Origin of the sequence: Janthinobacterium sp. LPB2021202312-11-4 (genome assembly GCF_037049705.1) — a bacterium.
GTDB lineage: Bacteria > Pseudomonadota > Gammaproteobacteria > Pseudomonadales > Pseudomonadaceae > Aquipseudomonas.
The window spans coordinates 400,827-422,109 of sequence record NZ_JBAGKV010000001.1 but is presented as its reverse complement, the minus strand read 5'-3'; the positions used below and the strand labels follow the sequence as shown (position 1 = coordinate 422,109).

19 protein-coding genes are annotated in these 21,283 nt (G+C 60.6%); 9 read left to right on the top strand and 10 right to left on the bottom strand.

All coding sequences use genetic code 11. The features are described from left to right. Position 1: 1 nt before the first annotated feature. The 3 genes from lpoB to V5E99_RS01905 are packed head-to-tail and all read right to left on the bottom strand — an operon-like array spanning position 2 to position 2,407. Positions 2–589 (bottom strand): penicillin-binding protein activator LpoB, encoded by a 588-nt coding sequence (lpoB, locus tag V5E99_RS01915; RefSeq protein WP_499800489.1) that lies wholly within the window; start codon positions 587–589, stop codon positions 2–4. A gap of 36 nt (positions 590–625) precedes the next feature. Continuing rightward, entirely contained in the window at positions 626–997 is a 372-nt protein-coding gene (locus tag V5E99_RS01910) for a YcfL family putative periplasmic lipoprotein (protein WP_499800488.1), read from the bottom strand. A 15-nt stretch (positions 998–1,012) separates the two neighbouring features. Continuing rightward, on the bottom strand, positions 1,013–2,407 hold the full coding sequence (locus V5E99_RS01905) for a COG3014 family protein (protein WP_499800487.1): 1,395 nt from the start codon (positions 2,405–2,407) through the stop codon (positions 1,013–1,015). A 340-nt stretch (positions 2,408–2,747) separates the two neighbouring features. Here V5E99_RS01905 and V5E99_RS01900 point away from each other — a divergent pair, with 340 nt between their 5' ends. Both V5E99_RS01900 and V5E99_RS01895 read left to right on the top strand, forming a co-directional pair. Further along, the gene (locus V5E99_RS01900) at positions 2,748–4,646 is read left to right on the top strand and encodes an FTR1 family protein (protein ID WP_499800485.1); all 1,899 of its coding nucleotides are present in this window, start codon (positions 2,748–2,750) and stop codon (positions 4,644–4,646) included. 112 nt (positions 4,647–4,758) lie between these two features. Then, entirely contained in the window at positions 4,759–5,214 is a 456-nt protein-coding gene (locus V5E99_RS01895) for a YaiI/YqxD family protein (protein ID WP_499800484.1), read from the top strand. Between the two features lie 87 nt (positions 5,215–5,301). Here V5E99_RS01895 and elbB read toward each other — a convergent pair whose 3' ends face one another. Further along, positions 5,302–5,970: an isoprenoid biosynthesis glyoxalase ElbB gene (gene elbB, locus V5E99_RS01890; protein ID WP_499800482.1), complete on the bottom strand. Its 669-nt coding sequence runs from the start codon at positions 5,968–5,970 to the stop codon at positions 5,302–5,304. 115 nt (positions 5,971–6,085) lie between these two features. Here elbB and V5E99_RS01885 point away from each other — a divergent pair, with 115 nt between their 5' ends. Next, positions 6,086–7,321 carry a sterol desaturase family protein gene (locus V5E99_RS01885; RefSeq protein ID WP_499800481.1) on the top strand — a complete coding sequence of 412 codons (1,236 nt, stop codon included), beginning with the start codon at positions 6,086–6,088 and terminating at the stop codon, positions 7,319–7,321. Here the strand turns inward: V5E99_RS01885 and V5E99_RS01880 are convergent. After that, entirely contained in the window at positions 7,302–7,934 is a 633-nt protein-coding gene (locus tag V5E99_RS01880) for a DedA family protein (protein WP_499800479.1), read from the bottom strand. The genes V5E99_RS01885 and V5E99_RS01880 overlap by 20 nt on opposite strands. Positions 7,935–8,142: 208 nt before the next feature. Here V5E99_RS01880 and hemB point away from each other — a divergent pair, with 208 nt between their 5' ends. Next, entirely contained in the window at positions 8,143–9,156 is a 1,014-nt protein-coding gene (gene hemB, locus V5E99_RS01875; protein ID WP_499800477.1) for a porphobilinogen synthase, read from the top strand. Between the two features lie 18 nt (positions 9,157–9,174). Then, entirely contained in the window at positions 9,175–11,400 is a 2,226-nt protein-coding gene (ppk1, locus tag V5E99_RS01870) for a polyphosphate kinase 1 (protein ID WP_499800476.1), read from the top strand. A gap of 164 nt (positions 11,401–11,564) precedes the next feature. On the opposite strand, the gene ppx is transcribed toward ppk1, so the two are convergent. From ppx to V5E99_RS01845, 5 genes are all read right to left on the bottom strand, one after another. After that, positions 11,565–13,067, bottom strand: coding sequence for an exopolyphosphatase (ppx, locus tag V5E99_RS01865; protein ID WP_499800475.1), 1,503 nt, complete (start codon positions 13,065–13,067; stop codon positions 11,565–11,567). Positions 13,068–13,299: 232 nt separating this feature from the next. Continuing rightward, the gene (locus tag V5E99_RS01860) at positions 13,300–14,037 is read right to left on the bottom strand and encodes an amino acid ABC transporter ATP-binding protein (RefSeq protein WP_499800474.1); all 738 of its coding nucleotides are present in this window, start codon (positions 14,035–14,037) and stop codon (positions 13,300–13,302) included. After that, a complete protein-coding gene (locus tag V5E99_RS01855; RefSeq protein ID WP_499800472.1) occupies positions 14,024–14,674 on the bottom strand; it encodes an amino acid ABC transporter permease in 651 nt (216 codons plus the stop codon). The genes V5E99_RS01860 and V5E99_RS01855 overlap by 14 nt, the downstream gene beginning before the upstream one ends. Continuing rightward, on the bottom strand, positions 14,671–15,339 hold the full coding sequence (locus V5E99_RS01850; RefSeq protein WP_499800471.1) for an amino acid ABC transporter permease: 669 nt from the start codon (positions 15,337–15,339) through the stop codon (positions 14,671–14,673). Before V5E99_RS01850 ends, V5E99_RS01855 begins: the two co-directional genes overlap by 4 nt. A 21-nt stretch (positions 15,340–15,360) precedes the next feature. After that, positions 15,361–16,146, bottom strand: coding sequence for a transporter substrate-binding domain-containing protein (locus tag V5E99_RS01845; RefSeq protein ID WP_499800470.1), 786 nt, complete (start codon positions 16,144–16,146; stop codon positions 15,361–15,363). 255 nt (positions 16,147–16,401) lie between these two features. Here V5E99_RS01845 and V5E99_RS01840 point away from each other — a divergent pair, with 255 nt between their 5' ends. The 4 genes from V5E99_RS01840 to V5E99_RS01825 all read left to right on the top strand — a co-directional run bounded on the left by V5E99_RS01840 (position 16,402) and on the right by V5E99_RS01825 (position 21,217). After that, positions 16,402–17,109, top strand: a complete 708-nt coding sequence (locus V5E99_RS01840; protein WP_499800468.1) for a FadR/GntR family transcriptional regulator — start codon at positions 16,402–16,404, stop codon at positions 17,107–17,109. A gap of 120 nt (positions 17,110–17,229) precedes the next feature. Continuing rightward, positions 17,230–17,559: a thioredoxin TrxA gene (gene trxA, locus V5E99_RS01835; protein ID WP_003177349.1), complete on the top strand. Its 330-nt coding sequence runs from the start codon at positions 17,230–17,232 to the stop codon at positions 17,557–17,559. A 245-nt stretch (positions 17,560–17,804) separates the two neighbouring features. Continuing rightward, entirely contained in the window at positions 17,805–19,064 is a 1,260-nt protein-coding gene (rho, locus tag V5E99_RS01830) for a transcription termination factor Rho (protein WP_007942421.1), read from the top strand. 149 nt (positions 19,065–19,213) lie between these two features. Next, a complete protein-coding gene (locus V5E99_RS01825) occupies positions 19,214–21,217 on the top strand; it encodes an acyltransferase family protein (protein ID WP_499800467.1) in 2,004 nt (667 codons plus the stop codon). The last annotated feature ends 66 nt before the right edge of the window (positions 21,218–21,283 follow it).

Genomic DNA, 21,283 nt, shown 5'->3' with positions numbered 1-21,283 from the left:
CTTAACGCTCCGTGGTTTTGCGGATCTCTTTTTCGTCCATCCACTCGGCCAGACCGCTTTCAACGTCGATCAGTTGCAGGCTGAATTTGTAGAAGACGTCTTTGTAGTCGGCGCTGCGCTTGACGATCGAGCTGATCGAACCTTCGATGCGGTACTTGGCCGCGATCATGTTGCCGGTCTTGGCCACAGTGCTTTTCTTGTACAGGCCGCTCTGGTTTTGCAGCTTGAGCTGGTCAACCTGGCTCTGCATCGCGGTGTTGTCGCTGGCGAAACGCGCGACACCGGTCTTCATCAATTGGGTCTTGATGCTGGTGGTGATTTCGCGGGTGTCGATGTACTCGCTGGTCTTGTTCTTAACGTCGTAGACCTGCACCACCGGGCGGCCCTGCATGATGCCGGACTGGGCCAGGGAGCGGGTCATGGACTCGGCGATCATCTGCAGGTCGGTGGAACCGAACTCGTTGGTCACGGTTTCCACAGCCTTGGTGTCACCGTAGCTGATGTTCTTGCTGCCCAGGGTCGGGGAGGTGTTGGCGCAGCCGCTGGCCAGGAGGGCGAGTACGGCGATGAACGAAAAGCGTGCAAACATGGGAATGCTCTCTAGAACTGAACGAATAGGGTCGGGTTAAGGCGTCTTGATTTCGAGACGGAAATCTACGGCTTTGGCGGTTGGCGCAATGGCCTGAATGAAGCTGGTCTGCGCGCCATACATCGTCATGCTTTTCCAGACTTCTTCGTCGGCCACCGGGAAACCTTCAGGGCCGAGCCAGGCGAAGCGGTAGTAGAACGTCTTGTTGCTGTTGAGGGTGTTGCTCAACTGCACATTGACCGTCATGAAGCCGTTTTCCCGGGCGACGCGCATGGCGCCGACCACGATGTTCTTCAGCGGGCCCATGGCCACGACTTTACTGGCAGCGCTGCCCGGCTCCGGCGGTGGCGGGGTGGCGCAGCCGCCCAGCAAGGCCAGGGCGACGACAGCGATAATTTTGAAGCGCATGCAAAGACTCCGTTCTTAAGGTTGTTTGAGGCTGGCCACGGCGGTCGGGCTGGCGCTCTGGATCACGTGTGCGGCCAGGCCGCTGGCGAATACCTGATTGCCCACGGCGCGCAGGCTGATGACCTGATAACGCTGATCCACAGTGATCTTGACCACTGAGCCGCCGACGGCGCTCGGCAGGGTGACTTGGTGCTCACCTTTCTTCAAGCGCAGACGCACCACTTGGGTGTTGTCCGGCAGGGTGCGCCACGTACGGGTATCGGCACCTTCCAGCACGGCTGAAGAAATACCGACCGCCAAACCTGCCAGCGGGTTGGTCTCGTTGATTTTCTTCTGCGCGATGCCTTTGGTGACGGCGCGCACGGTGGTGCGCAGGATGATGCCCGGCATGTCGTCACGCAGGGCGCGGCGGGACATGGCGGTGGTGCTGTTGAGCTGGGTCAGGTTCATCTGCTGACCGTCGACGCCGATCTGGGCGAAAGGCGCGGTCGAGGTGTCCGGCTTGATGATCGGGAACGACAGCGGAGTGATCACCAGATTGCCGCTGATCGGCAGTGGCAGTGGTACGCGGATCGAGTCCCGGGACGGCGCCAGGCCGCTTTGCACCACGATCAGAATGTCGCTGTCGTCGGTTTTGGCCGGTTTGTCGAGGTTGACCAGTGCCTGTTCCAGCAGCGGGGTGTTCGGGCGCAGTTCGACGGCTTTACGATAGCCCGGCGCGGCGAGGTCTTTTTCACCCAGGGCTTCGTAGACGAAACCGGCCAGGTAATGGCTGAACGCACTCTGGTAGCTGTTTTTCAGGCTGACCACGTCTGGCGCGTCGAGGCTGGCAACCGGGTAACCCTGCAAATCTTTGTACTGGGTCTTGATGCCTTCTTTCTCGGCCTCGTCTTCGCTCTTGAGGTATTCCTTGTCGCGCAGATCAGCAATGACCGCTTCACGCTCGTGGGTCTTCTTGATCGATATGCGCGCGCCGTCGAAGTCGTTCACCGCCAGCAGGTTGAGCGCCATTTGCGTGGTCAACATGACTTTTTCGTAGTCGTAGCCTTCGTAGCGACGGACCTTGTCGTTGACCAGGAAACTGCCGAACTGGGCCAGGTACTTATCGGTATCGAGCTTGACCGAGTCTTCCCACTTGCCGACCACCTGATCGGCACTGGTCCAGGCGTTCTGGCTACCGGACAGGTCGCCCTTGGCGCGCAGCAACTCACCCTTCTCGAAGTAATAGAGCAGGTCTTTGTCCGGGCCGGTGTTGTTCTTTTCCAGCAGGGTCAGCGCGGCGTCGACGTTGCCGGCGGCCAGTTGCTGGTTGGTTTGTGCGAGTTCGGTGTCGTAATTGCGAAAAGCCGAGCAGCCGGAGAGCAGAGTGACCGCACTGAGGGCGATCGAGGTAAGGGCGCGAGAGGCCATAGGGGTACTTCTTCCCTGAGTAAAAGCAGCCGCGCGTGCTGGTCGGGCTGTTGGGACCTATCAGCAGGGAGACTGGCGTCCTGCCAATTCCTCATAAAAGAGGAGCTTAAATGCCGTATCGCCGAGGCGAGGGCGCGGCATTATAGGCTCGGATGCTGGCTATGTAATGGCTTTTTAGTTACATATTTTCACGGAATGCCACTATTTGTTTCAGGGTGGATACTGCCGAGTTTGTGGCGTTGATGGATGCGCGGCCGCACAGCAAATACCGACAAAGCTTGAGTGAAAGTCATTGGAAGTGAACAATGTGTTACTTCGTATTTCCCCTTGAGATTCATTCATGATTGCCTCTTCCCGTTTTCTGGCGTGGCTAGTGCTGCCGGTGATTGCGTTCTGCAGCCTCAACGCGCTGGCCGACACTCCCGAAGGCGCGCCCAAAGCGCTGCATTTGCTCGACTCCATTGCCTCGGATTACCCGTCGGCCGTTGAAGGCGGGCAGGTTATTGATGAGGCGGAGTATCTCGAACAGCAAACATTTCTGGGGGGGCTGCAAGGCTTGATCGCCGAGTTGCCGGCCAGGCCCGAGCGTGCCGAACTGGAGCAAGGGGTCAATAACCTGCGCACCGCCATCGCGGCCCGCAAGGACAGCGCCGACGTCGCCCGTCAGGCCCGCCAGCTCGGGGCGAAACTGGCAGTCGCCTATGAAGTCAGCCAGGCTCCGGTGATTACCCCGGACCCGACTCGCGGTGCGCCGCTGTACGCCCAGCAATGCTCGGTGTGCCACGGCGACGCGGGGGCCGGTGACGGCCCGGCAGGCGTTGGCATGACACCGCCGCCGTCCAATCTGCGTGATGCGGCGCGGATGGATCGACTGAGCCTCTACGGGATCTACAGCACCTTGGGCCAAGGCGTCGAGGGCACCGACATGCCGTCCTTCGCCGATCAACTGGATGATCGTCAGCGTTGGGACCTGGCGACTTACATCGCCGGCTTCAGCGCCGACCCGGCCGCAGCCAAATCGGAAAAGACCTACAACATCGCCGACCTGGCCCGACAGACCCCGCTCGAAGTGCTGGCCGCCGAAGGCCCGCAAGCCCTGGCGATCTTCCGCGCGCAGCGGGCACAACCGCCGCAGGTCAAACGTGGCCCGGCGCAACTGCTCGACTACACTGCCGCGACCCTGGACAAAAGCATCGCCGCGTACCGTGCCGGCGAACACGATCAGGCCTATGACCTGTCGGTGGCGGCGTACCTGGAAGGTTTCGAACTGGTCGAAAGCTCTCTGGATAACGTCGACGCCAACGTGCGCAAAGACACCGAAAAATCTCTGATGGCTTACCGTCAGTCGTTGCAGGACGGCTTACCGGTGGCTCAGGTCGAGCAGCGTCTGGACGCGGCCAAGGCCAAACTGAAGGAATCCGCCGGGCTGTTGGGCAGCGATGGCTTGAGCTGGTCGCTGAGCTACATTTCCGGTCTGTTGATCCTGCTACGCGAAGGCCTGGAAGCGATTCTGGTGCTGGCGGCGATCCTCGCGTTCCTGCGCAATACCGGCCAGCAATCGGCGGTGCGCAGCGTTAACGTCGGTTGGGGCCTGGCGCTGCTGGCCGGTCTGGCGACTTGGGCGCTGGCGGCTTACGTGATCGATGTCAGCGGTGCCCAGCGCGAACTGCTGGAAGGCTGCACGGCGCTGTTCGCCAGCGTCATGGTGCTGTGGCTCGGCGTGTGGATGCACGACCGGCGTCACGCGGCGGCTTGGCAGGATTACATTAAGAGCAGCCTGGTGGGCGGCGGCGGACGGTTTGGTTTTGCGATCCTGGCGTTCTTCTCGGTGTATCGCGAACTGTTCGAAGTGATCCTGTTCTACGAAACCTTGTGGTTGCAGGCCGGTCCGGCCGGGCATAACGCGGTGTTGGCGGGCGGCGCGACGGCGCTGGTGTTGCTGGTGGGCCTGGCCTGGGTGATTCTGCGCGGCTCGGCGAAACTGCCGCTGGCGCTGTTCTTCGGGATCAACGCCGGGTTGCTGTGCGCGTTGTCGGTGGTGTTTGCCGGGCATGGCGTGAAGGCGTTGCAGGAAGCCGGGATCTTCGGCACCCGGCCGGTGCCGTTCTTTGACTTCGACTGGCTGGGGATTCACGCGGATGCGTATTCGCTGAGTGCGCAGGCGGTGGCGATCATTGCGATTGTCGTGCTGTATAGCCGTAGTCGCATGGCTGAGAAGCGTCGGGTGCAAGTCTCCTGAGCGAGTGATCCTTTAAAAGATCGCAGCCTTCGGCAGCTCCTACGGGTGTACGTTAATCCCCTGTAGGAGCTGGCGAAGCCTGCGATCTTTTGCTTTGAAGAGGTAAGAAAACATGCGTGTCTGGATCGATGCCGACGCCTGCCCCCGGGCAGCGAAGGATCTGGTGGTGAAGTTCGCCCTCAAGCGCCAGTTCGAAGTGGTGATGGTGGCGGGTCAGCCGCAGATCAAACCGGGCCTGGCCCTGGTGAAGTTGATCGTGGTGCCCAGCGGCCCGGACGCGGCCGACGATTACCTGGTGGAACACGCGGTGCCCGGCGAACTGGTGATTTGCAGCGATGTTCCGCTGGCGGATCGCTTGGTGAAGAAGGGCGTTGCGGCGCTCGATCCGCGCGGCAAAGAGTTCGACGCGCAAAACATGGGCGACCGGTTGGCGGTGCGTAATCTGTTCACCGACCTGCGCGAGCAGGGCCAGATGAGCGGCGGCCCCGCGCCGTTTGGCGAGCGGGAAAAACAGGCGTTTGCCAATGCGCTGGACCGGATTCTTACCCGGTTGACCCGCAAGGCCTGAAAAGATCGCAGCCTTCGGCAGCTCCTACAGGGTGTACGCCATCCAAATGTAGGAGCTGCCGAAGGCTGCGATCTTTTGATCTTGCTTCTAAGCGTCGTTTTCGTGAGTCAGCTCTAACACGCGGTCTACCAGTTTGTTAATCCCCGAAGCCGCCTCGCTAATCGTCTGCGCCAACATATAAGCCGGGGTACTGACCAGCTTGCGCGCCTTGTCCTCGACAATATCGCCCACCGCGCAGTCCGCGTGGGTCGCGCCCATCTTGTTCATCGCTGCGGCCGTTTCGGCGTCGTTGCCGATGGTGCAGGTCACGCCCGGGCCGTAGATCTTCGCCGCCAGCGCGGGCGAGATGCAGATCAATCCCACCGGTTTACCCGCTTCGGCAAAGGCTTCGGTCAGGGCCAGAACGTCCGGTTGCACCGAGCAAGCCGCGCCTTCAACGGCGAAGTTGGAGAGGTTCTTCGCCGCGCCAAACCCGCCGGGCACGATCAGCGCATCGAAGTCGTCGACGCTGGCCTCGCGGATGTCCTTGATGTTGCCCCGGGCGATGCGCGCCGACTCCACCAGGACGTTGCGCGACTCGGGCATTTCTTCGCCGCTCAGGTGGTTGATCACATGCAACTGCGCGATGTTCGGTGCAAAGCACTGCACCTGGGCGCCGCGTTGGTCCAGGCGCAGCAGGGTGATCACGCTTTCGTGGATCTCGGCGCCGTCGTACACGCCACAGCCGGAAAGGATCACTGCAATTTTTTTGCTCATGGGCTTTTCTCCAGATTCATGGCGTTAAATGTCCACTAATTTGTCACTCGTTGCCATAGGGTTAATTCGCGGCTACACCTAGGATCTGTCATCACGATTCCGTTCAGGGCGCGTCATGAACTTCATTCTGTATGCGGTGCCGTTTTTCTTTGTGCTGATTGCCGTCGAACTGCTGGCCGACCGTTGGCGCGGGGTCAGTAACTATCGTCTGGCCGATGCGATCAACAGCATGAGCACCGGCGTGTTGTCGACCACCACCGGCCTGCTGACCAAGGGCGTGGGGTTGTTGACGTATGCGTTTGCCCTGGAACATTTGGCGCTGTTCAAACTCTCGGGTGACAGCGTTTGGGTCTGGGTGTTCGCCTTCGTCCTCTACGACTTTTGCTATTACTGGCTGCACCGTATGGGCCATGAGCGCAACATCCTCTGGGCCGCGCACTCGGTGCATCACCAAAGCGAGGACTACAACCTCTCCACGGCCCTGCGCCAGACCAGCACCGGGTTTCTGCTGAGCTGGATCTTCTACCTGCCCATGGCCGTGCTCGGCGTGCCGTTGCTAGTGTTCGTCAGCGTCGCGGCGCTGAACCTGCTGTATCAATTCTGGGTACACACCAAGCACATTCCCAAGCTCGGCTGGTTCGAATGGTTTTTCGTCACGCCATCCAATCATCGGGCCCACCATGCGCAGAACGCTCTCTACATGGATCGCAACTACGGCGGCGTGTTCATTATTTGGGACCGTCTATTTGGCTCGTTCCAGGAAGAGGACGACAGCGAACCGGTGATTTTCGGCGTGACCACGCCGCTGGCGAGCTGGAACCCGTTGTGGGCGAATGTGCAGTTCTATGCGCAATTGTGGGATGACGCGAAGCGGGCGCAGAGCAAGTGGGACAAGCTGCGCATCTGGTTCATGCGCACCGGTTGGCGGCCGGCGGATGTCGCGGCCAAGTACCCGATGAATAAACCGGACCTGAGTCAGTTCCGCAAATTCGAGGTGCCGCTGGACGGCCGTCAGCAGATTTATGTGGCGTTGCAGTTCTGCGTCTACATCGCCCTGGGCAGCTATTTGATGAACCTGGAGCAAAGTCTGCCGACCGCCGCCCTGGTGTTGGGCTGGAGTGCGATGGCGCTGGGGTTGTTTAGCTTGGGCGTGGCCCTGGAGAATCGCCCGTGGGCGTTGAAGCTGGAGCTGGCGCGGCTGGCGTCGAACCTGCCGCTGGTGTGGCTGGCGCCAATGGTCGGGCTGTGGCCGGCCAGCGCGGTGGGCTGGGTCGGCCTGCTCAGTTACAGTTTGCTCAGCGGTATCGGTCTCTACTGCTGCAGAAACCGCTTCACTCGACTGGCGTCTTAGGCTCGGCGAGTTTGGCTTGTTCGGTTTTCAGGGCTTGCTCGTCGGCGTAGATCTTCTTCGCCAGGCGAGCATTCTTGAAGCGCCGGCGCAGCCACAGGACCAGGCCCAGCAACAGCAGCGCGCCAAGCACCCACAACTCGTATTTCTTGACGCTGCCGAGCAGGCCTTCCAGCACCGCGCCGAAGTGATAGGCCGCCGCCGCGAGGGCGCTGGCCCAGATCGCGGCACCAATCCCGTTCAGCAGCAGGTAGCGTCCCGGCGGATAACCCGACAGGCCGATCGCCACCGGCATCACCGTGCGCAGACCGTAGACAAAGCGGAAGCTCAGGACCCAGATGTCCGGGTGCTTGCGGATGTGTTCCAGCGCCCGGTCGCCCATCAATTGCCAGCGTGGTTTGCGCGCCAGTAATTTGCGGCCGTGCTTGCGCCCCAGGAAGTACCACAGCTGATCACCGGCATAACTGCCGAAGAACGCCACGACGACGACCAGATTGATGTCCATGTATCCGCGAAACGCGAGGAAGCCCGCGAGCACCAGGATGGTTTCGCCTTCGAAGAACGTGCCGAGAAAAAGGGCAAAGTAGCCGAAGTCATGCAGAAATTGTTGGAGCATTGTCTGGGTGCTGGCGAAATGAACGCGCAGCCTAACCCTTCAGGCACATTCAGGAAAGTGTCCAAATGTGTCTCGACGTGAACAATTCCTACACGGACAATGGAATGCGGCTACGTGACGCAGGGCAAACTACAACTGTCATCTGTTCGTCATAATGGCCGCTTATAACTGTCACGCTCGCCTGCCAGCGCGGGCTCAGGAGTCTGCCGTGAGCTTTACCCCCGCCAACCGTTTGTTCCCCGCCACCCGCCTGCGTCGCAACCGTCGTGATGAATTTTCGCGTCGACTGGTCCGTGAAAACGTTTTGACCGTCGATGACCTGATCCTCCCGGTGTTCGTGCTGGACGGTGAAAACCGTCGCGAAGCGGTGGCGTCGATGCCGGGCGTTGAGCGCTTGACCATTGATCTGTTGCTGATCGAGGCAGCCAAGTGGGTAGAGCTGGGGATTCCGGCGCTGGCATTGTTCCCGGTGACGCCGCCAGAGCTCAAATCGCTGGACGCCGCCGAAGCCTGGAACCCGAACGGCATCGCCCAGCGCGCCACCCGTGCCCTGCGTGATCGTTTCCCGGAGCTGGGCGTCATCACTGACGTGGCCCTGGACCCGTTCACCACCCACGGCCAGGACGGCATCCTCGACGAAGAAGGCTATGTGCAGAACGACATCACCGTCGACGCACTGGTCAAGCAGGCCCTGTCCCACGCCGCAGCCGGCGCCCAGGTGGTGGCCCCGTCGGACATGATGGACGGTCGCATCCAGGCGATTCGCGAAGGCCTTGAGCTGGCCGATCACGTCAATGTGCGGATCATGGCTTACTCGGCGAAGTACGCCAGCGCCTATTACGGCCCGTTCCGCGATGCGGTCGGTTCGGCGCTGAACCTGGGCAAGGCCAACAAGGCCTCCTATCAGATGGACCCGGCCAACGGCAACGAAGCCCTGCACGAAGTGGCGGCGGACTTGTCAGAAGGCGCAGACATGGTCATGGTCAAACCAGGCATGCCGTATCTGGACATCCTTTACCGGGTCAAAGAAGAATTCAAAGTGCCGACGTTTGTTTACCAAGTCAGCGGCGAATACGCCATGCACATGGCGGCAATCCAGAATGGCTGGTTGAGCGAAGGGGTTATTCTCGAATCCCTGACCGCTTTTAAACGTGCAGGCGCAGATGGCATCCTGACTTACTTTGCCGTACGCGCCGCCCAATTGTTACGAGAGCAAAAATAGCCCTCCCAGGAACAGTCGATGAATACCGAAGGACTCTCTGAAGTTGCTGTAAAGGAAGCTCAACCCGTGGTGGAGCAAATCGACGAAACGCCGCCGGATGTGGAGCCCGCTCCCGTCGTGGTGGTGGCTGAGCCCGCGGTTGCGGCGCCGGCAGCGATTGCCATTCCCGGCCTGGATGACAGCAGCCTGTACATCCATCGCGAGCTCTCGCAACTGCAGTTCAACATCCGCGTACTGGAACAGGCGCTGGATGAGTCCTACCCGTTGCTGGAGCGGCTGAAATTCCTGCTGATCTTCTCCAGCAACCTGGACGAGTTCTTCGAGATTCGCGTGGCGGGCCTGAAGAAGCAGATCACCTTCGCCCGTGAACAGGCCGGCGCCGATGGCCTGCAACCGCATCAGGCGTTGGCCCGCATCAGCGAACTGGTGCACGGTCACGTTGACCGCCAGTACGCGATCCTCAACGACATTCTGTTGCCGGAACTGGAGAAACATCAGGTCCGCTTCATCCGTCGTCGGCACTGGACCACCAAGATCAAAACCTGGGTGCGCCGTTATTTCCGCGACGAGATCGCGCCGATCATCACTCCGATCGGCCTCGACCCGACGCACCCGTTCCCGTTGCTGGTGAACAAGAGCCTGAACTTTATCGTCGAGCTGGAAGGCATCGATGCCTTCGGTCGCGATTCCGGCCTGGCGATCATCCCGGCACCGCGTCTGCTGCCACGGGTGATCAAGGTTCCGGAAGAAGTCGGCGGCCCTGGCGACAACTATGTGTTCCTGTCGTCGATGATCCACGCCCACGCCGATGACCTGTTCCAGGGCATGAAGGTCAAGGGCTGCTACCAGTTCCGCCTGACCCGAAACGCCGACCTGGCGGTCGATACCGAAGACGTGGAAGACTTGGCCCGCGCCCTGCGCGGCGAGTTGTTCTCCCGTCGCTACGGTGATGCGGTGCGTCTGGAAGTGGCCGACACCTGCCCGAAACACCTGTCCGACTACTTGCTCAAGCAGTTCAACCTGCATGAGACCGAGTTGTATCAGGTCAATGGCCCGGTCAACCTGACTCGCCTGTTCAGCATCACCGGCCTGGACAGTCAGCGTGCGCTGCAATACCTGCCGTTCACGCCGCAGATCCCGAAACTGCTGCAAAACAGCGAGAACATTTTCAGCGTGATCAGCAAGCAGGACATCCTGCTGCTGCACCCGTTCGAGTCGTTCACCCCGGTGGTCGATTTGCTGCGTCAGGCAGCGAAAGATCCGCATGTGTTGGCGGTGCGCCAGACCCTGTACCGCTCCGGCGCCAACTCGGAAATCGTCGATGCGCTGGTGGATGCCGCGCGTAACGGCAAGGAAGTCACGGCGGTGATCGAGTTGCGGGCACGGTTCGACGAAGAGTCCAACCTGCAACTGGCCAGCCGACTGCAAGCGGCCGGTGCGGTGGTGATTTACGGCGTGGTCGGTTTCAAGACCCACGCCAAAATGATGCTGATCCTGCGGCGCGAGGCTGGCGAAATCGTCCGTTACGCGCACTTGGGCACCGGCAACTACCACGCGGCCAACGCCCGTCTGTACACCGACTACAGCTTGCTGACCTCGGATGACGCGTTGTGCGAAGACGTCGGCAAACTGTTCAGCCAGTTGATCGGCATGGGTAAGACCCTGCGCATGAAGAAACTGCTGCACGCGCCGTTCACGCTGAAGAAGGGCATGCTCGACATGATTGCCCGGGAGACGCAGTTCGCGCTGGACGGCAAACCGGCGCACATCATTGCCAAGTTCAACTCGCTGACCGATCCGAAGATCATCCGCGCGCTGTACAAGGCCAGTCAGTCCGGGGTGCGCATCGATCTGGTGGTGCGTGGCATGTGCTGCCTGCGTCCGGGCATTGCCGGGGTTTCGCACAACATCCATGTGCGCTCGATCATCGGCCGCTTCCTGGAGCACACCCGGGTTTTCTACTTCCTCAATGGCGGCGAAGAGCAGATGTTCCTCTCCAGTGCCGACTGGATGGAGCGCAACCTCGACAAGCGCGTCGAGACTTGCTTCCCGGTGGAAGGCAAGAAGCTGATCATGCGGGTCAAGAAAGAGCTGGAGCTTTATCTCACCGATAACACCCACAGCTGGAGCCTGCAGTCGGACGGTCGCTACATCCGCAACACCCCAACCGGCAACCAGAACCCGCGCAGCGCCCAGGCCACGTTGCTTGAGCGGTTGGGCAGCCCGATCCTCGCGGTGCGTTAACTTTCACGCGGCATAAAAAAATGGCGATCCCTCGGGATCGCCATTTTTTGTTTCACCACCGTCCCCCGTAGGAGCTGCCGAAGGCTGCGATCTTTTGATCTTGATCTTTAAAAGCAAGATCAAAAGATCGCAGCCTTCGGCAGCTCCTACGGGATAGTGCGCAATTAGCGCACGTTAAGGGTGAACCCGACGCGAGTCAGCCATTCCGCTTCCAGGGCAAAGTCAGCCTGGGTCAGTTGGTTTTCGTCCAGCCAGTTTTCCGGGAACAGCACATCCAGGCTGTCGCCATTGGCCCGGAGCACCACCTGGGGCATTTCCTGGGTGCCGCGAATGTGGTGGAACAGGATCGCAAAGCGCAGCAGCACGCACAGGCGAATCAACTTGCTGCCATCACTGCCGAACTCGGCGAATTTGTCCTTGGGGATGTTGCGTCGGTGGCCGCGCACCAGCAGCGCGAGCATTTGCTGGTCTTCCCGAGAGAAACCCGCCAGGTCCGAGTGCTCGATCAGGTAGGCGCCGTGCTTGTGGTAGTGATAGTGGGCGATGTCCAGGCCGACTTCATGGACCTTGGCGGCCCAGCCCAGCAGTTCGCGCCAGACGCCGTCGTCCAGGTCCCAGTCGGCGGCCACTTGATCGAAGGCATGCAAGGCTTTGCGTTCAACCCGCGCCGCTTGTTCCAGATCGACGTGATAACGCTCCATCAACGAGCTGAGGGTGCGCTCACGGACGTCTTCGTGATGATGGCGGCCCAGCAGGTCGTAGAGCACGCCTTCACGCAGGGCGCCTTCGCAGTGGTCCATGCGTTGCAGTTCGAGGGCATCGAAGATTGCTTCAAGAATCGCCAGGCCCGCCGGGAAAATCGCCCGACGGTCAGGCTTGATGCCTTCAAAGTCGATTTTCTCGGCATCCCCCAGTTTGAACAGCTTGCGCTTGAGCCAGGCCAGGCCTTCGGCGTTCACTTCGCCGGTGCTGTGACCGCCGGCCTTCAGCGCCAGACCGATGGCGCGGATGGTGCCCGAGGAGCCGATGGCTTCATCCCAGGTCAGGCGATGCAGGGCGTGCTCGATGCTCATGATCTCCAGCCGCGCCGCCGTGTACGCCTGGGCGTAACGGGCCGGGGTGACCTTGCCATCCTTGAAATAGCGCTGGGTATAGCTGACGCAGCCCATTTGCAGGCTTTCGCGCAGCAACGGTTCGAAGCGCTGGCCAATGATGAATTCGGTACTGCCGCCGCCGATGTCGGCCACCAGGCGTTTGCCCGGGGTGTCGGCGAGGGTGTGGGACACGCCGAGGTAGATCAGGCGTGCTTCTTCACGGCCGGAGATGACCTCCACCGGGTGGCCGAGGATTTCTTCGGCGCGGTGGATGAATTCGGCGCGGTTGCGGGCTTCGCGCAGGGCGTTGGTGCCGACGATCCGCACGGCGCCGGGCGGCATGCCGTTGATCAGTTGGGCAAAGCGCTTGAGGCAATCGAGCCCGCGCTGCATGGATTCTTCGTTGAGCTGGCGCTCGTCGTCGATGCCGGCGGCCAGTTGGACCTTTTCGCCGAGGCGCTCAAGAATGCGGATTTCGCCGTTCTGGGCCTTGGCCACGACCATGTGAAAGCTGTTGGAGCCCAGGTCGATTGCGGCGATCAGGGACAGATTCTTGGCTTGGGATTGCGGCATGGTCTGGGGGTCTCAGTCGATAACCTCGACATCGTGCCACGATCAAACGCTGCCGCCAACGCGCAGAGCTCAAAGCCTTGATCCAACACAGGAAAGTCAGTGACCTCACGGACGCCTTCGCGGGCAAGCCTTGCTCCTACAGGTGGCGGATGCACGCATTTCCCGCGTACGGCACCTGCTTGTAGGAGCAAGGCTTGCCCGCGATGGCGTCATCACAGGCGCCAAAACCCCCTCAGCCCGCCGCCTCAACGGTGCCAATAAAATTCGCCAACTCCACCGTCTGCGGATTGGCGAACAAAACCTTCGGGTCCCCCACCTCATGCACTTTGCCCTGGTGCATGAACACCAACTTATCCCCCACCTCCCGGGCGAAGCGCATTTCGTGGGTGACCATGATCAGCGTCATGCCTTCCTTGGCCAGTTGCCGGACCACGCTCAGCACCTCGTTGACCAATTCCGGGTCCAGCGCCGAGGTGATCTCGTCGCACAGCAACACCTTGGGCGACATCGCCAGTGCCCGGGCAATCGCCACCCGCTGCTGCTGGCCGCCAGACAAACGATCAGGGAACGCATCAAATTTTTCCCCCAGACCGACCCGTTCCAGCATCTGCCGCGCCAGTTCTTTGGCTTTCGCCTTGGGCACTTTCTGCACCACTTGCGGCGCCAGCATCACGTTTTCACCGACGGTCAGGTGCGGGAACAGGTTGAACTGCTGGAACACCATCCCGACTTTCTGCCGCAAGCTGCGCAGGTCGGCGCGGGCGGCGTCGAGGTATTCGCCATCGACTTCGATCACGCCATCGTTGATCGACTCCAAACCATTCAAGGTGCGCAGCAGCGTGGACTTGCCCGAGCCGCTGCGGCCGATGATCGCCACGACCTGGCCTTCTTCAACGGTCAGGTCGATGCCTTTGAGCACATGGTGATCGCCGTAATATTTATGCAGGGCCGAAATTCTAAGCAGAGGCATGCAGTCTCCTTTCCAGGTAGCGCGCACTGAGGGACAAGGGGTAGCAGAGCAGGAAGTAACCGAGGGCGACGAGGCCGTAGACCATGAACGGCTCGAAAGTCGCGTTGGCGAGCATCCCGCCGGTCTTGGTCAGTTCGGTAAAACCGATGATCGAGGTGACGGCGGTGCCTTTGACCACTTGCACCGAGAAGCCCACGGTCGGCGCCACGGCAATGCGCAGGGCTTGCGGCAGGATCACGTAGCGCAATTGCTCCAGCGGGTTGAGCGCCAGGCTCGACGAGGCTTCCCACTGGCCGTTGGGGATCGAATCGACGCAACCGCGCCAGATCTCCGCCAGGTAAGCGCTGGTGAACAGCGTCAGCGCCACGGCGGCCGCCATCCACGGTGAAATCTCCACCCCGGCCAGCGCCACGCCGAAGAACACCAAAAACAACTGCATCAACAGCGGCGTGCCCTGGAACAATTCGATGTAGGTGCGGGCGACGTTGCGCGGCAGGGCTTTTTTTGAAATGCGCATGACCATGATCAACAAACCGATCAAGCCCCCGCCGATAAACGCCACCAGCGACAGCGCCAGCGTCCATTGCAGGCCCGTGAGCAGGTTGCGCACGATGTCCCAGAAAGTGAAATCGCTCATTGGCTGCTCCGAGATATGTAGCGCCGGCCGATCCAGTTCAGCAGTTGGCGGATCAGCAGCGCCATGCACAGGTAGATCAGCGTGGTCAGGGCGTAGGTTTCAAAGGCACGGAAGTTGCGCGACTGAATGAAGTTGGCGGCGAAGCTCAACTCTTCGGTGGCAATCTGCGAGCAGACCGCCGAGCCGAGCATAACGATGATGATCTGGCTGCTCAGCGCCGGCCAAACCTTGCCCAGCGCCGGCAGCAGCACCACATGGCGAAACGCTTCGAAACGGGTCATCGCCAACGCGGCGGCGGCTTCCAGTTGACCCCGAGGGATCGCTTGAATGCCGGCGCGGATGATCTCGGTCGAATAGGCGCCGAGGTTGATCACCATCGCCAGCACCGCCGCTTGCCATTCGGAAATCTGCACGCCCAGTGACGGCAGGCCGAAGAAGATGAAAAACAACTGCACCAGGAACGGCGTGTTGCGGATCAACTCGACGTAAACGCCGAAGATCGCCGAGAACGGGCGGATGTTCCACGCCCGCACCAGTGCCCCGACGATGCCCAGTGCCACGCCGAGTACAGCGCCGATAGCCGTCAGCTCAAGGGTGAACAGCGCGCCGCGCAGCAACAGGTCGGTGTTTTGCACCACCGGCATAAAGTCGAACTGATAAGCCATAGTGAGTCTCCCGGCAGGCGATCAGAGATCGGCCGGCAGCGGTTCTTTCAGCCAGGTCAGGGCGTTCTTCTCCAGCGAACCGTCGGTCTTGGCGGTGGCGATGATCTGGTTGACCTTCTCCAGCAGCGCCGGCTCGTTTTTGTTCACGCCGACGTAGACGGGCGAATCCTTGAGTTTCACTTTCAGCGCGGGTACGCGTTTCGGGTTCTTCTCGCTGATCGCCACCATCACCACGTTGCCGCTGGCGATCAGGTCCACCTGGCCGGCGAGGTAGGCGGCGATGGTCGAGTTGTTGTCCTCGAAGCGCTTGATGGTCACGCCTTCGGGGGCGACTTTGGTCAGCTCGATGTCTTCGATGGCGCCACGGGTGACGCTGATGGTTTTGCCCTTGAGGTCGTCCAGGGTCTTGATCGGGGCGTCCGGCGGGCCGAACACGGCGAGGTAGAACGGCGCGTAGGCGCTGGAGAAGTCGATGACTTTCTCGCGCTCGGCGTTCTTGCCAAGGCTGGAAATCACCAGATCGACCTTGCCGGTGGTCAGGAACGGGATGCGGTTGGTGCTGTTGACCGGGGTCAGTTCGAGTTTGACCTTGAGCTGGTCGGCCAGCAGCTTAGCGGTGTCGATATCGAGGCCACGAGGCTTCATGTCCGGGCCGACCGAACCGAACGGCGGGAAGTCCTGGGGCACGGCGACCTTGAGGGTGCCGCGCTTGACCACATCCTCCAGACCGTCGGCGTGGGCGGGTGCCTGGCTCAGCATCAGGCTGGCAAACAGTGCGGCGAGGAGGGCGCTGTAACGCTGGGTCATGGCAAATCTCCGAATCGGCGAGAAGTAATTTCTGCGATTCGACAGAGCACGGGCCATGCCAACATTGGGTTTTAGCGGGGCAGGCCACGGTTTCACTGGATTGTATCGGTCTTACTGGTCTGAACAGTCAGGTCGGGTTTCGCACCTCGATAGCGCATCGCCCAAGATCCCCGTACCCCGGTGGGGCACGACTTGCCGGGCGCGGCGAATAGCTTTACAACTAGCCGCTCATTGGCCTGGTTCGTCTGAAAAACCATGAACTCGATCTCTCGCGCCGTACCTGAAGTGGCGCTGCAAGCCATCCGCAAATTGATTAACGAACAGGGCTTCGGGCCGGGCGACGCCTTGCCCTCGCAACGGGACCTGGCGGTGCAATTGGGGGTCAGCCGGGCGTCGCTGCGCGAGGCGTTGTCGTCCCTGAGTGCGCTGGGGGTGATCAGCATCCAGCCGGGCAAGGGCGTTTTCGTGCAGTCGCCGGTGGATTTGCCCCGGGGTGATGCAGCGGCGAGTTGGCCTTTTGCGGCCCAGGCTTCGCCGCTCGACATCTTCCAGCTGCGCTATGCCCTGGAAGGTTTTGCCGCCGGGCTGGCCGCCGTGACCCTGAGCACCGATGAACTCGACATTCTGGAAGACAACGTCGCGGCCATGCGCAACGAATTGAAGGCTGGCGACTTCGATGCGGCAGCGCGGCTGGACTTCGACTTTCACCGGCGCATCCTGCTGGCCAGTGGTAATCAGGCGATGTTGAGCATTTTGACGGCCCGCTCCGACATCTTTCTGGAGAGCCAGAAGCTACCGTTCATCCGGGCCGAGCGGGCGATGGAAACCTGGCAGGAACACCGCAAGATCCTTCGTGCACTGGCGCGCCGGGCGTCCGGGGCGGCGCAGAAAGCGATGCAGGAACATGTTCGCAACGCGGCACTGCGCACCGGAATCGCCTTCGTCGCTCCCGCCACCTCATGACTTGAGCTATACCCAAACTCATCAGCCACCATAGCGAGACTCAATCATCTGCACCTTCCTGAACGAGGGAAGGGCGGCTATGATGGGCCACGTTTTTTTGCTTACAACCTGGAGACTTCCATGAGCAGCGATCTTATCAAACACGTTAGCGACGCTAGCTTCGAGGCCGACGTACTCAAGGCCGAAGGCGCTGTACTGGTCGACTACTGGGCTGAATGGTGCGGCCCTTGCAAAATGATCGCTCCTGTTCTGGACGAAATTGCTGAAACCTACAAAGGCAAGCTGACCATTGCCAAACTGAACATCGACGAAAACCAGGAAACCCCGGCCAAGCACGGCGTGCGTGGTATCCCGACCCTGATGCTGTTCAAGAACGGCAACGTTGAAGCAACCAAGGTTGGCGCACTGTCCAAGTCGCAACTGGCTGCATTCCTCGACGCCAACATCTAAGTCGGCGACGTTGTATAGAAAAGCCCCGCAAATTGCGGGGCTTTTTGCGTATTCAGGGCTAGACGCTCCGAAACTCAGGTGGTACATTCGGCCCCGCACTGGTTTCTCCACTGCCCCCTGCTAGCCGTCGCCGACGCACTCCTTTTCGAATAAGTACGCGATCCTGTCGCCTTCTCTGCGGCGCGGCCTCATTAAGCCAAAAGCTTAATTTCCCCCCCCTCCATAAATGATTACGTCATTCCTATATGAATCTGACTGAACTCAAGCAAAAGCCGATTACCGAACTGCTCGAATTGGCCGAACAGATGGGCATAGAAAATATGGCCCGTTCGCGCAAGCAGGACGTGATTTTCTCCCTGCTCAAAAAGCACGCGAAAAGCGGCGAGGAAATCTCCGGTGATGGCGTGCTGGAGATTCTCCAGGACGGCTTCGGCTTCCTGCGCTCCGCTGACGCTTCCTATCTCGCCGGCCCGGACGACATCTACGTCTCGCCGAGCCAGATCCGCCGTTTCAACTTGCGCACCGGTGACACCATCGTTGGCAAGATCCGCCCTCCAAAGGAAGGCGAGCGTTATTTCGCGCTGCTCAAGGTTGATACGATCAACTACGATCGTCCCGAGAACGCGAAAAACAAGATTCTCTTCGAGAACCTGACCCCGCTGTTCCCGACCGTGCGCATGAAGATGGAAGCCGGCAACGGTTCCACCGAAGACTTGACCGGTCGTGTTATCGACCTGTGCGCCCCGATCGGTAAAGGCCAGCGCGGTCTGATCGTTGCACCGCCGAAAGCCGGTAAAACGATCATGCTGCAAAACATCGCAGCCAACATCGCGCGTAACAACCCGGAAGTTCACCTGATCGTATTGCTGATCGACGAACGTCCGGAAGAAGTAACCGAAATGCAGCGCACCGTGCGCGGCGAAGTGGTTGCCTCGACGTTCGATGAGCCGCCAACCCGCCACGTGCAGGTTGCCGAAATGGTGATCGAGAAGGCCAAGCGCCTGGTCGAACACAAAAAAGACGTGGTGATCCTGCTCGACTCCATCACCCGTCTGGCCCGCGCCTACAACACCGTGATCCCGAGCTCCGGCAAGGTACTCACCGGTGGTGTCGATGCCCACGCCCTGGAGAAACCGAAACGTTTCTTCGGCGCGGCACGGAACATCGAAGAAGGCGGCTCGCTGACCATCATCGCCACCGCGCTGGTTGAAACCGGCTCGAAGATGGACGAAGTGATCTACGAAGAATTCAAAGGCACGGGCAACATGGAACTGCCTCTGGATCGCCGTATCGCTGAAAAACGCGTCTTCCCGGCCATCAACATCAACCGTTCCGGCACCCGCCGCGAAGAGTTGCTGACGGCCGACGACGAGTTGCAGCGCATGTGGATTCTGCGCAAGCTGCTGCACCCGATGGATGAAATCGCTGCCATCGAGTTCCTGGTCGACAAGCTGAAAACGACCAAGACCAACGACGAGTTCTTCTTGTCGATGAAGCGTAAGTAAGACGGTTTTTCAAACCGCTAAAAATGGCGTCCTTCGGGGCGCCATTTTTTTTGCAAAAAAAAGGGGAGGTTTGCGACGGAGATTGGTCAGTACAGAAACGAAAGGGACATGCGACCCCCCAAACTTTTAACTGACTGGCCTTACTGTTTATGAGCTCTCTCGCTTATCGAAGGGATATCGACGGCTTGCGTGCAATCGCCGTGATTGCCGTGGTGTTGTTTCATTTTGGTGTTCCCGGGTTTACCGGCGGTTTCGTCGGCGTGGACATCTTTTTTGTGATTTCCGGTTACCTGATCACTTCGATCATCTGGAACCAGCGTCAGGCCCGGCGTTTCAGCTTTGTCGACTTCTGGGCCCGGCGCGCACGGCGGATTCTGCCGGCGCTGTTTGTCATGATCCTCGCGGTGCTGGCGGTAGGCTGGTTCCTGCTGGCGCCCAAGGATTACGAGGAGCTGGGGCGCTCGGTGCGTTACCAGGTGATGTTCGTGTCCAACCTCCTGTTTATGCGTCAGGACGGTTACTTCGATGTGGCCTCCGACCTCAAGCCGTTGTTGCACACCTGGTCGCTGGCGGTCGAAGAGCAGTTCTACATTGTCTTCCCGCTGTTGCTGACGGTGCTGTCGAGTCGCCTCAAGCACTGGCGCCTGGCGCTATTCGGGGTGTTGCTGGTGTCATTCGGGCTCAGCGTCTGGGCCGTGGCCCATCACCCGGAAAAAGCTTTTTTCCTGTTGCCGATGCGCGCCTGGGAGTTATTGGCCGGCGCGATGCTGGCGGTTGCGCCAAGAAGTCAGTGGCGCTTGACCCCGGCCAGCGCTCAAGCGGTCAGCCTCGGCGGGTTCGGGCTGATTGGGCTGGCAGTGTTCGGCTATGACAGAAGCACGCCGTTTCCCGGGGCTGCGGCGCTGTTGCCGACACTTGGCGTGGTCGCGCTGATCTGGGCCAACGGCCATCGGCAGACCCTGGTCGGTGGGTTGCTCGCCAGCCGCGTGTTGGTGGGGCTCGGGTTGATTTCCTACTCCTGGTACTTGTGGCATTGGCCGGTGTTTGTCTTCGCCAGTTACGCCAGCGTTGATGAGACGGGGCCTGTGGGAATCGCCGGGTTGATTCTGCTGACGCTGGTGCTCGGTTACCTGTCGTGGCGGTTCGTCGAAGTGCCGTTCCGCGAGCGGCGGCTGTTGGCCGGGCAGCGGCAGATTTTGCTGGCGGCGGGTTGTGGTGTCTTGGTGTTGGGCCTGGCCGGCCAAGCGTTGCGCTGGACCGATGGCTTGCCTTCGCGCTTGCCTGCCCAAGCCTTGCAGTACGCCAAAGGCAAGGAGTGGCGACCGGAATTGATGCGCTGCCTGGCCGACGACAAAACCCCTGACGATAAGCTCTTTTGTCACTACGGGGCGCCGACGTCGATTCCTGCCAAAGCGCTGGTGTGGGGCGACAGCCATGCCACGGCGCTGATTCCGATGTTTGAGGATGGCGCGCAAAAGCATGGCGTCAGCGTGATCCTCGCCAGTTCCCCGGGCTGCATTCCGGTGCAAGGGCTGGAGCACGATCAGACCTGTGCCCGGTTCAATCAAAGGGTCGAGCAGGCCTTGAAACCACAGTCGGTGGGCGATGTGGTGCTGGTGGCGCGCTGGAGCCTGTACCTCTATGGCGATGTGAAAGGCGATCTCGGGCATGCGTTGAAAGATCCCCGTGGCCGTTATGAGCGCACCAACGCCGAGCAGCAACTGGCCGAAGGCTTACAGGCGACAGTCCACAAACTTCGGGGCGGCGGGCATCGGGTCTGGCTGGTCAAGGAAGTGCCGCTGCAGCCGTTCAGCCCGCCGTATCGCCTGACTCGATTGGCGATGCTGCATCGCCCGACGGCGGATGTCGGCATGGACGTCGCGCAACACTTCAAGCGCCAGGCCTTTATCAGCCAGTTGTTCGCGCAAATCGCCGCGAGCGATTCCGGGGTGGCGGTGGTCGACCCGGCGCCGCGCCTGTGTGATGCGTCGGGCCTGTGCCATGTCGAGCGCGACGGGCATTCGCTGTACACCGACGACAATCACCTCTCGGAAGTCGGTGCGCGGTGGGTGGCGCCGGTGCTTGAGCCGCTGTTCCAGCGCCTGCAAGCCCACACAACCCTGGGCAATGGCAATGTGAATGCGGCCAAGTGAGCAGCGATAAGCTGCCAGCGGCCGGCAGAGCAGGTAGGATGTACGCCTATTTTACGGGTGCCATCA

What these genes read in the sequence shown, in the direction of transcription:
- lpoB (WP_499800489.1), bottom strand. Translation starts at nt 589, where the DNA reads ATGTTTGCACGCTTTTCGTTCATCGCCGTACTCGCCCTCCTGGCCAGC.
- V5E99_RS01910 (WP_499800488.1), bottom strand. Translation starts at nt 997, where the DNA reads ATGCGCTTCAAAATTATCGCTGTCGTCGCCCTGGCCTTGCTGGGCGGC.
- V5E99_RS01905 (WP_499800487.1), bottom strand. Translation starts at nt 2,407, where the DNA reads ATGGCCTCTCGCGCCCTTACCTCGATCGCCCTCAGTGCGGTCACTCTG.
- V5E99_RS01900 (WP_499800485.1), top strand. Translation starts at nt 2,748, where the DNA reads ATGATTGCCTCTTCCCGTTTTCTGGCGTGGCTAGTGCTGCCGGTGATT.
- V5E99_RS01895 (WP_499800484.1), top strand. Translation starts at nt 4,759, where the DNA reads ATGCGTGTCTGGATCGATGCCGACGCCTGCCCCCGGGCAGCGAAGGAT.
- elbB (WP_499800482.1), bottom strand. Translation starts at nt 5,970, where the DNA reads ATGAGCAAAAAAATTGCAGTGATCCTTTCCGGCTGTGGCGTGTACGAC.
- V5E99_RS01885 (WP_499800481.1), top strand. Translation starts at nt 6,086, where the DNA reads ATGAACTTCATTCTGTATGCGGTGCCGTTTTTCTTTGTGCTGATTGCC.
- V5E99_RS01880 (WP_499800479.1), bottom strand. Translation starts at nt 7,934, where the DNA reads ATGCTCCAACAATTTCTGCATGACTTCGGCTACTTTGCCCTTTTTCTC.
- ppk1 (WP_499800476.1), top strand. Translation starts at nt 9,175, where the DNA reads ATGAATACCGAAGGACTCTCTGAAGTTGCTGTAAAGGAAGCTCAACCC.
- ppx (WP_499800475.1), bottom strand. Translation starts at nt 13,067, where the DNA reads ATGCCGCAATCCCAAGCCAAGAATCTGTCCCTGATCGCCGCAATCGAC.
- V5E99_RS01860 (WP_499800474.1), bottom strand. Translation starts at nt 14,037, where the DNA reads ATGCCTCTGCTTAGAATTTCGGCCCTGCATAAATATTACGGCGATCAC.
- V5E99_RS01855 (WP_499800472.1), bottom strand. Translation starts at nt 14,674, where the DNA reads ATGAGCGATTTCACTTTCTGGGACATCGTGCGCAACCTGCTCACGGGC.
- V5E99_RS01850 (WP_499800471.1), bottom strand. Translation starts at nt 15,339, where the DNA reads ATGGCTTATCAGTTCGACTTTATGCCGGTGGTGCAAAACACCGACCTG.
- V5E99_RS01845 (WP_499800470.1), bottom strand. Translation starts at nt 16,146, where the DNA reads ATGACCCAGCGTTACAGCGCCCTCCTCGCCGCACTGTTTGCCAGCCTG.
- V5E99_RS01840 (WP_499800468.1), top strand. Translation starts at nt 16,402, where the DNA reads ATGAACTCGATCTCTCGCGCCGTACCTGAAGTGGCGCTGCAAGCCATC.
- trxA (WP_003177349.1), top strand. Translation starts at nt 17,230, where the DNA reads ATGAGCAGCGATCTTATCAAACACGTTAGCGACGCTAGCTTCGAGGCC.
- rho (WP_007942421.1), top strand. Translation starts at nt 17,805, where the DNA reads ATGAATCTGACTGAACTCAAGCAAAAGCCGATTACCGAACTGCTCGAA.
- V5E99_RS01825 (WP_499800467.1), top strand. Translation starts at nt 19,214, where the DNA reads ATGAGCTCTCTCGCTTATCGAAGGGATATCGACGGCTTGCGTGCAATC.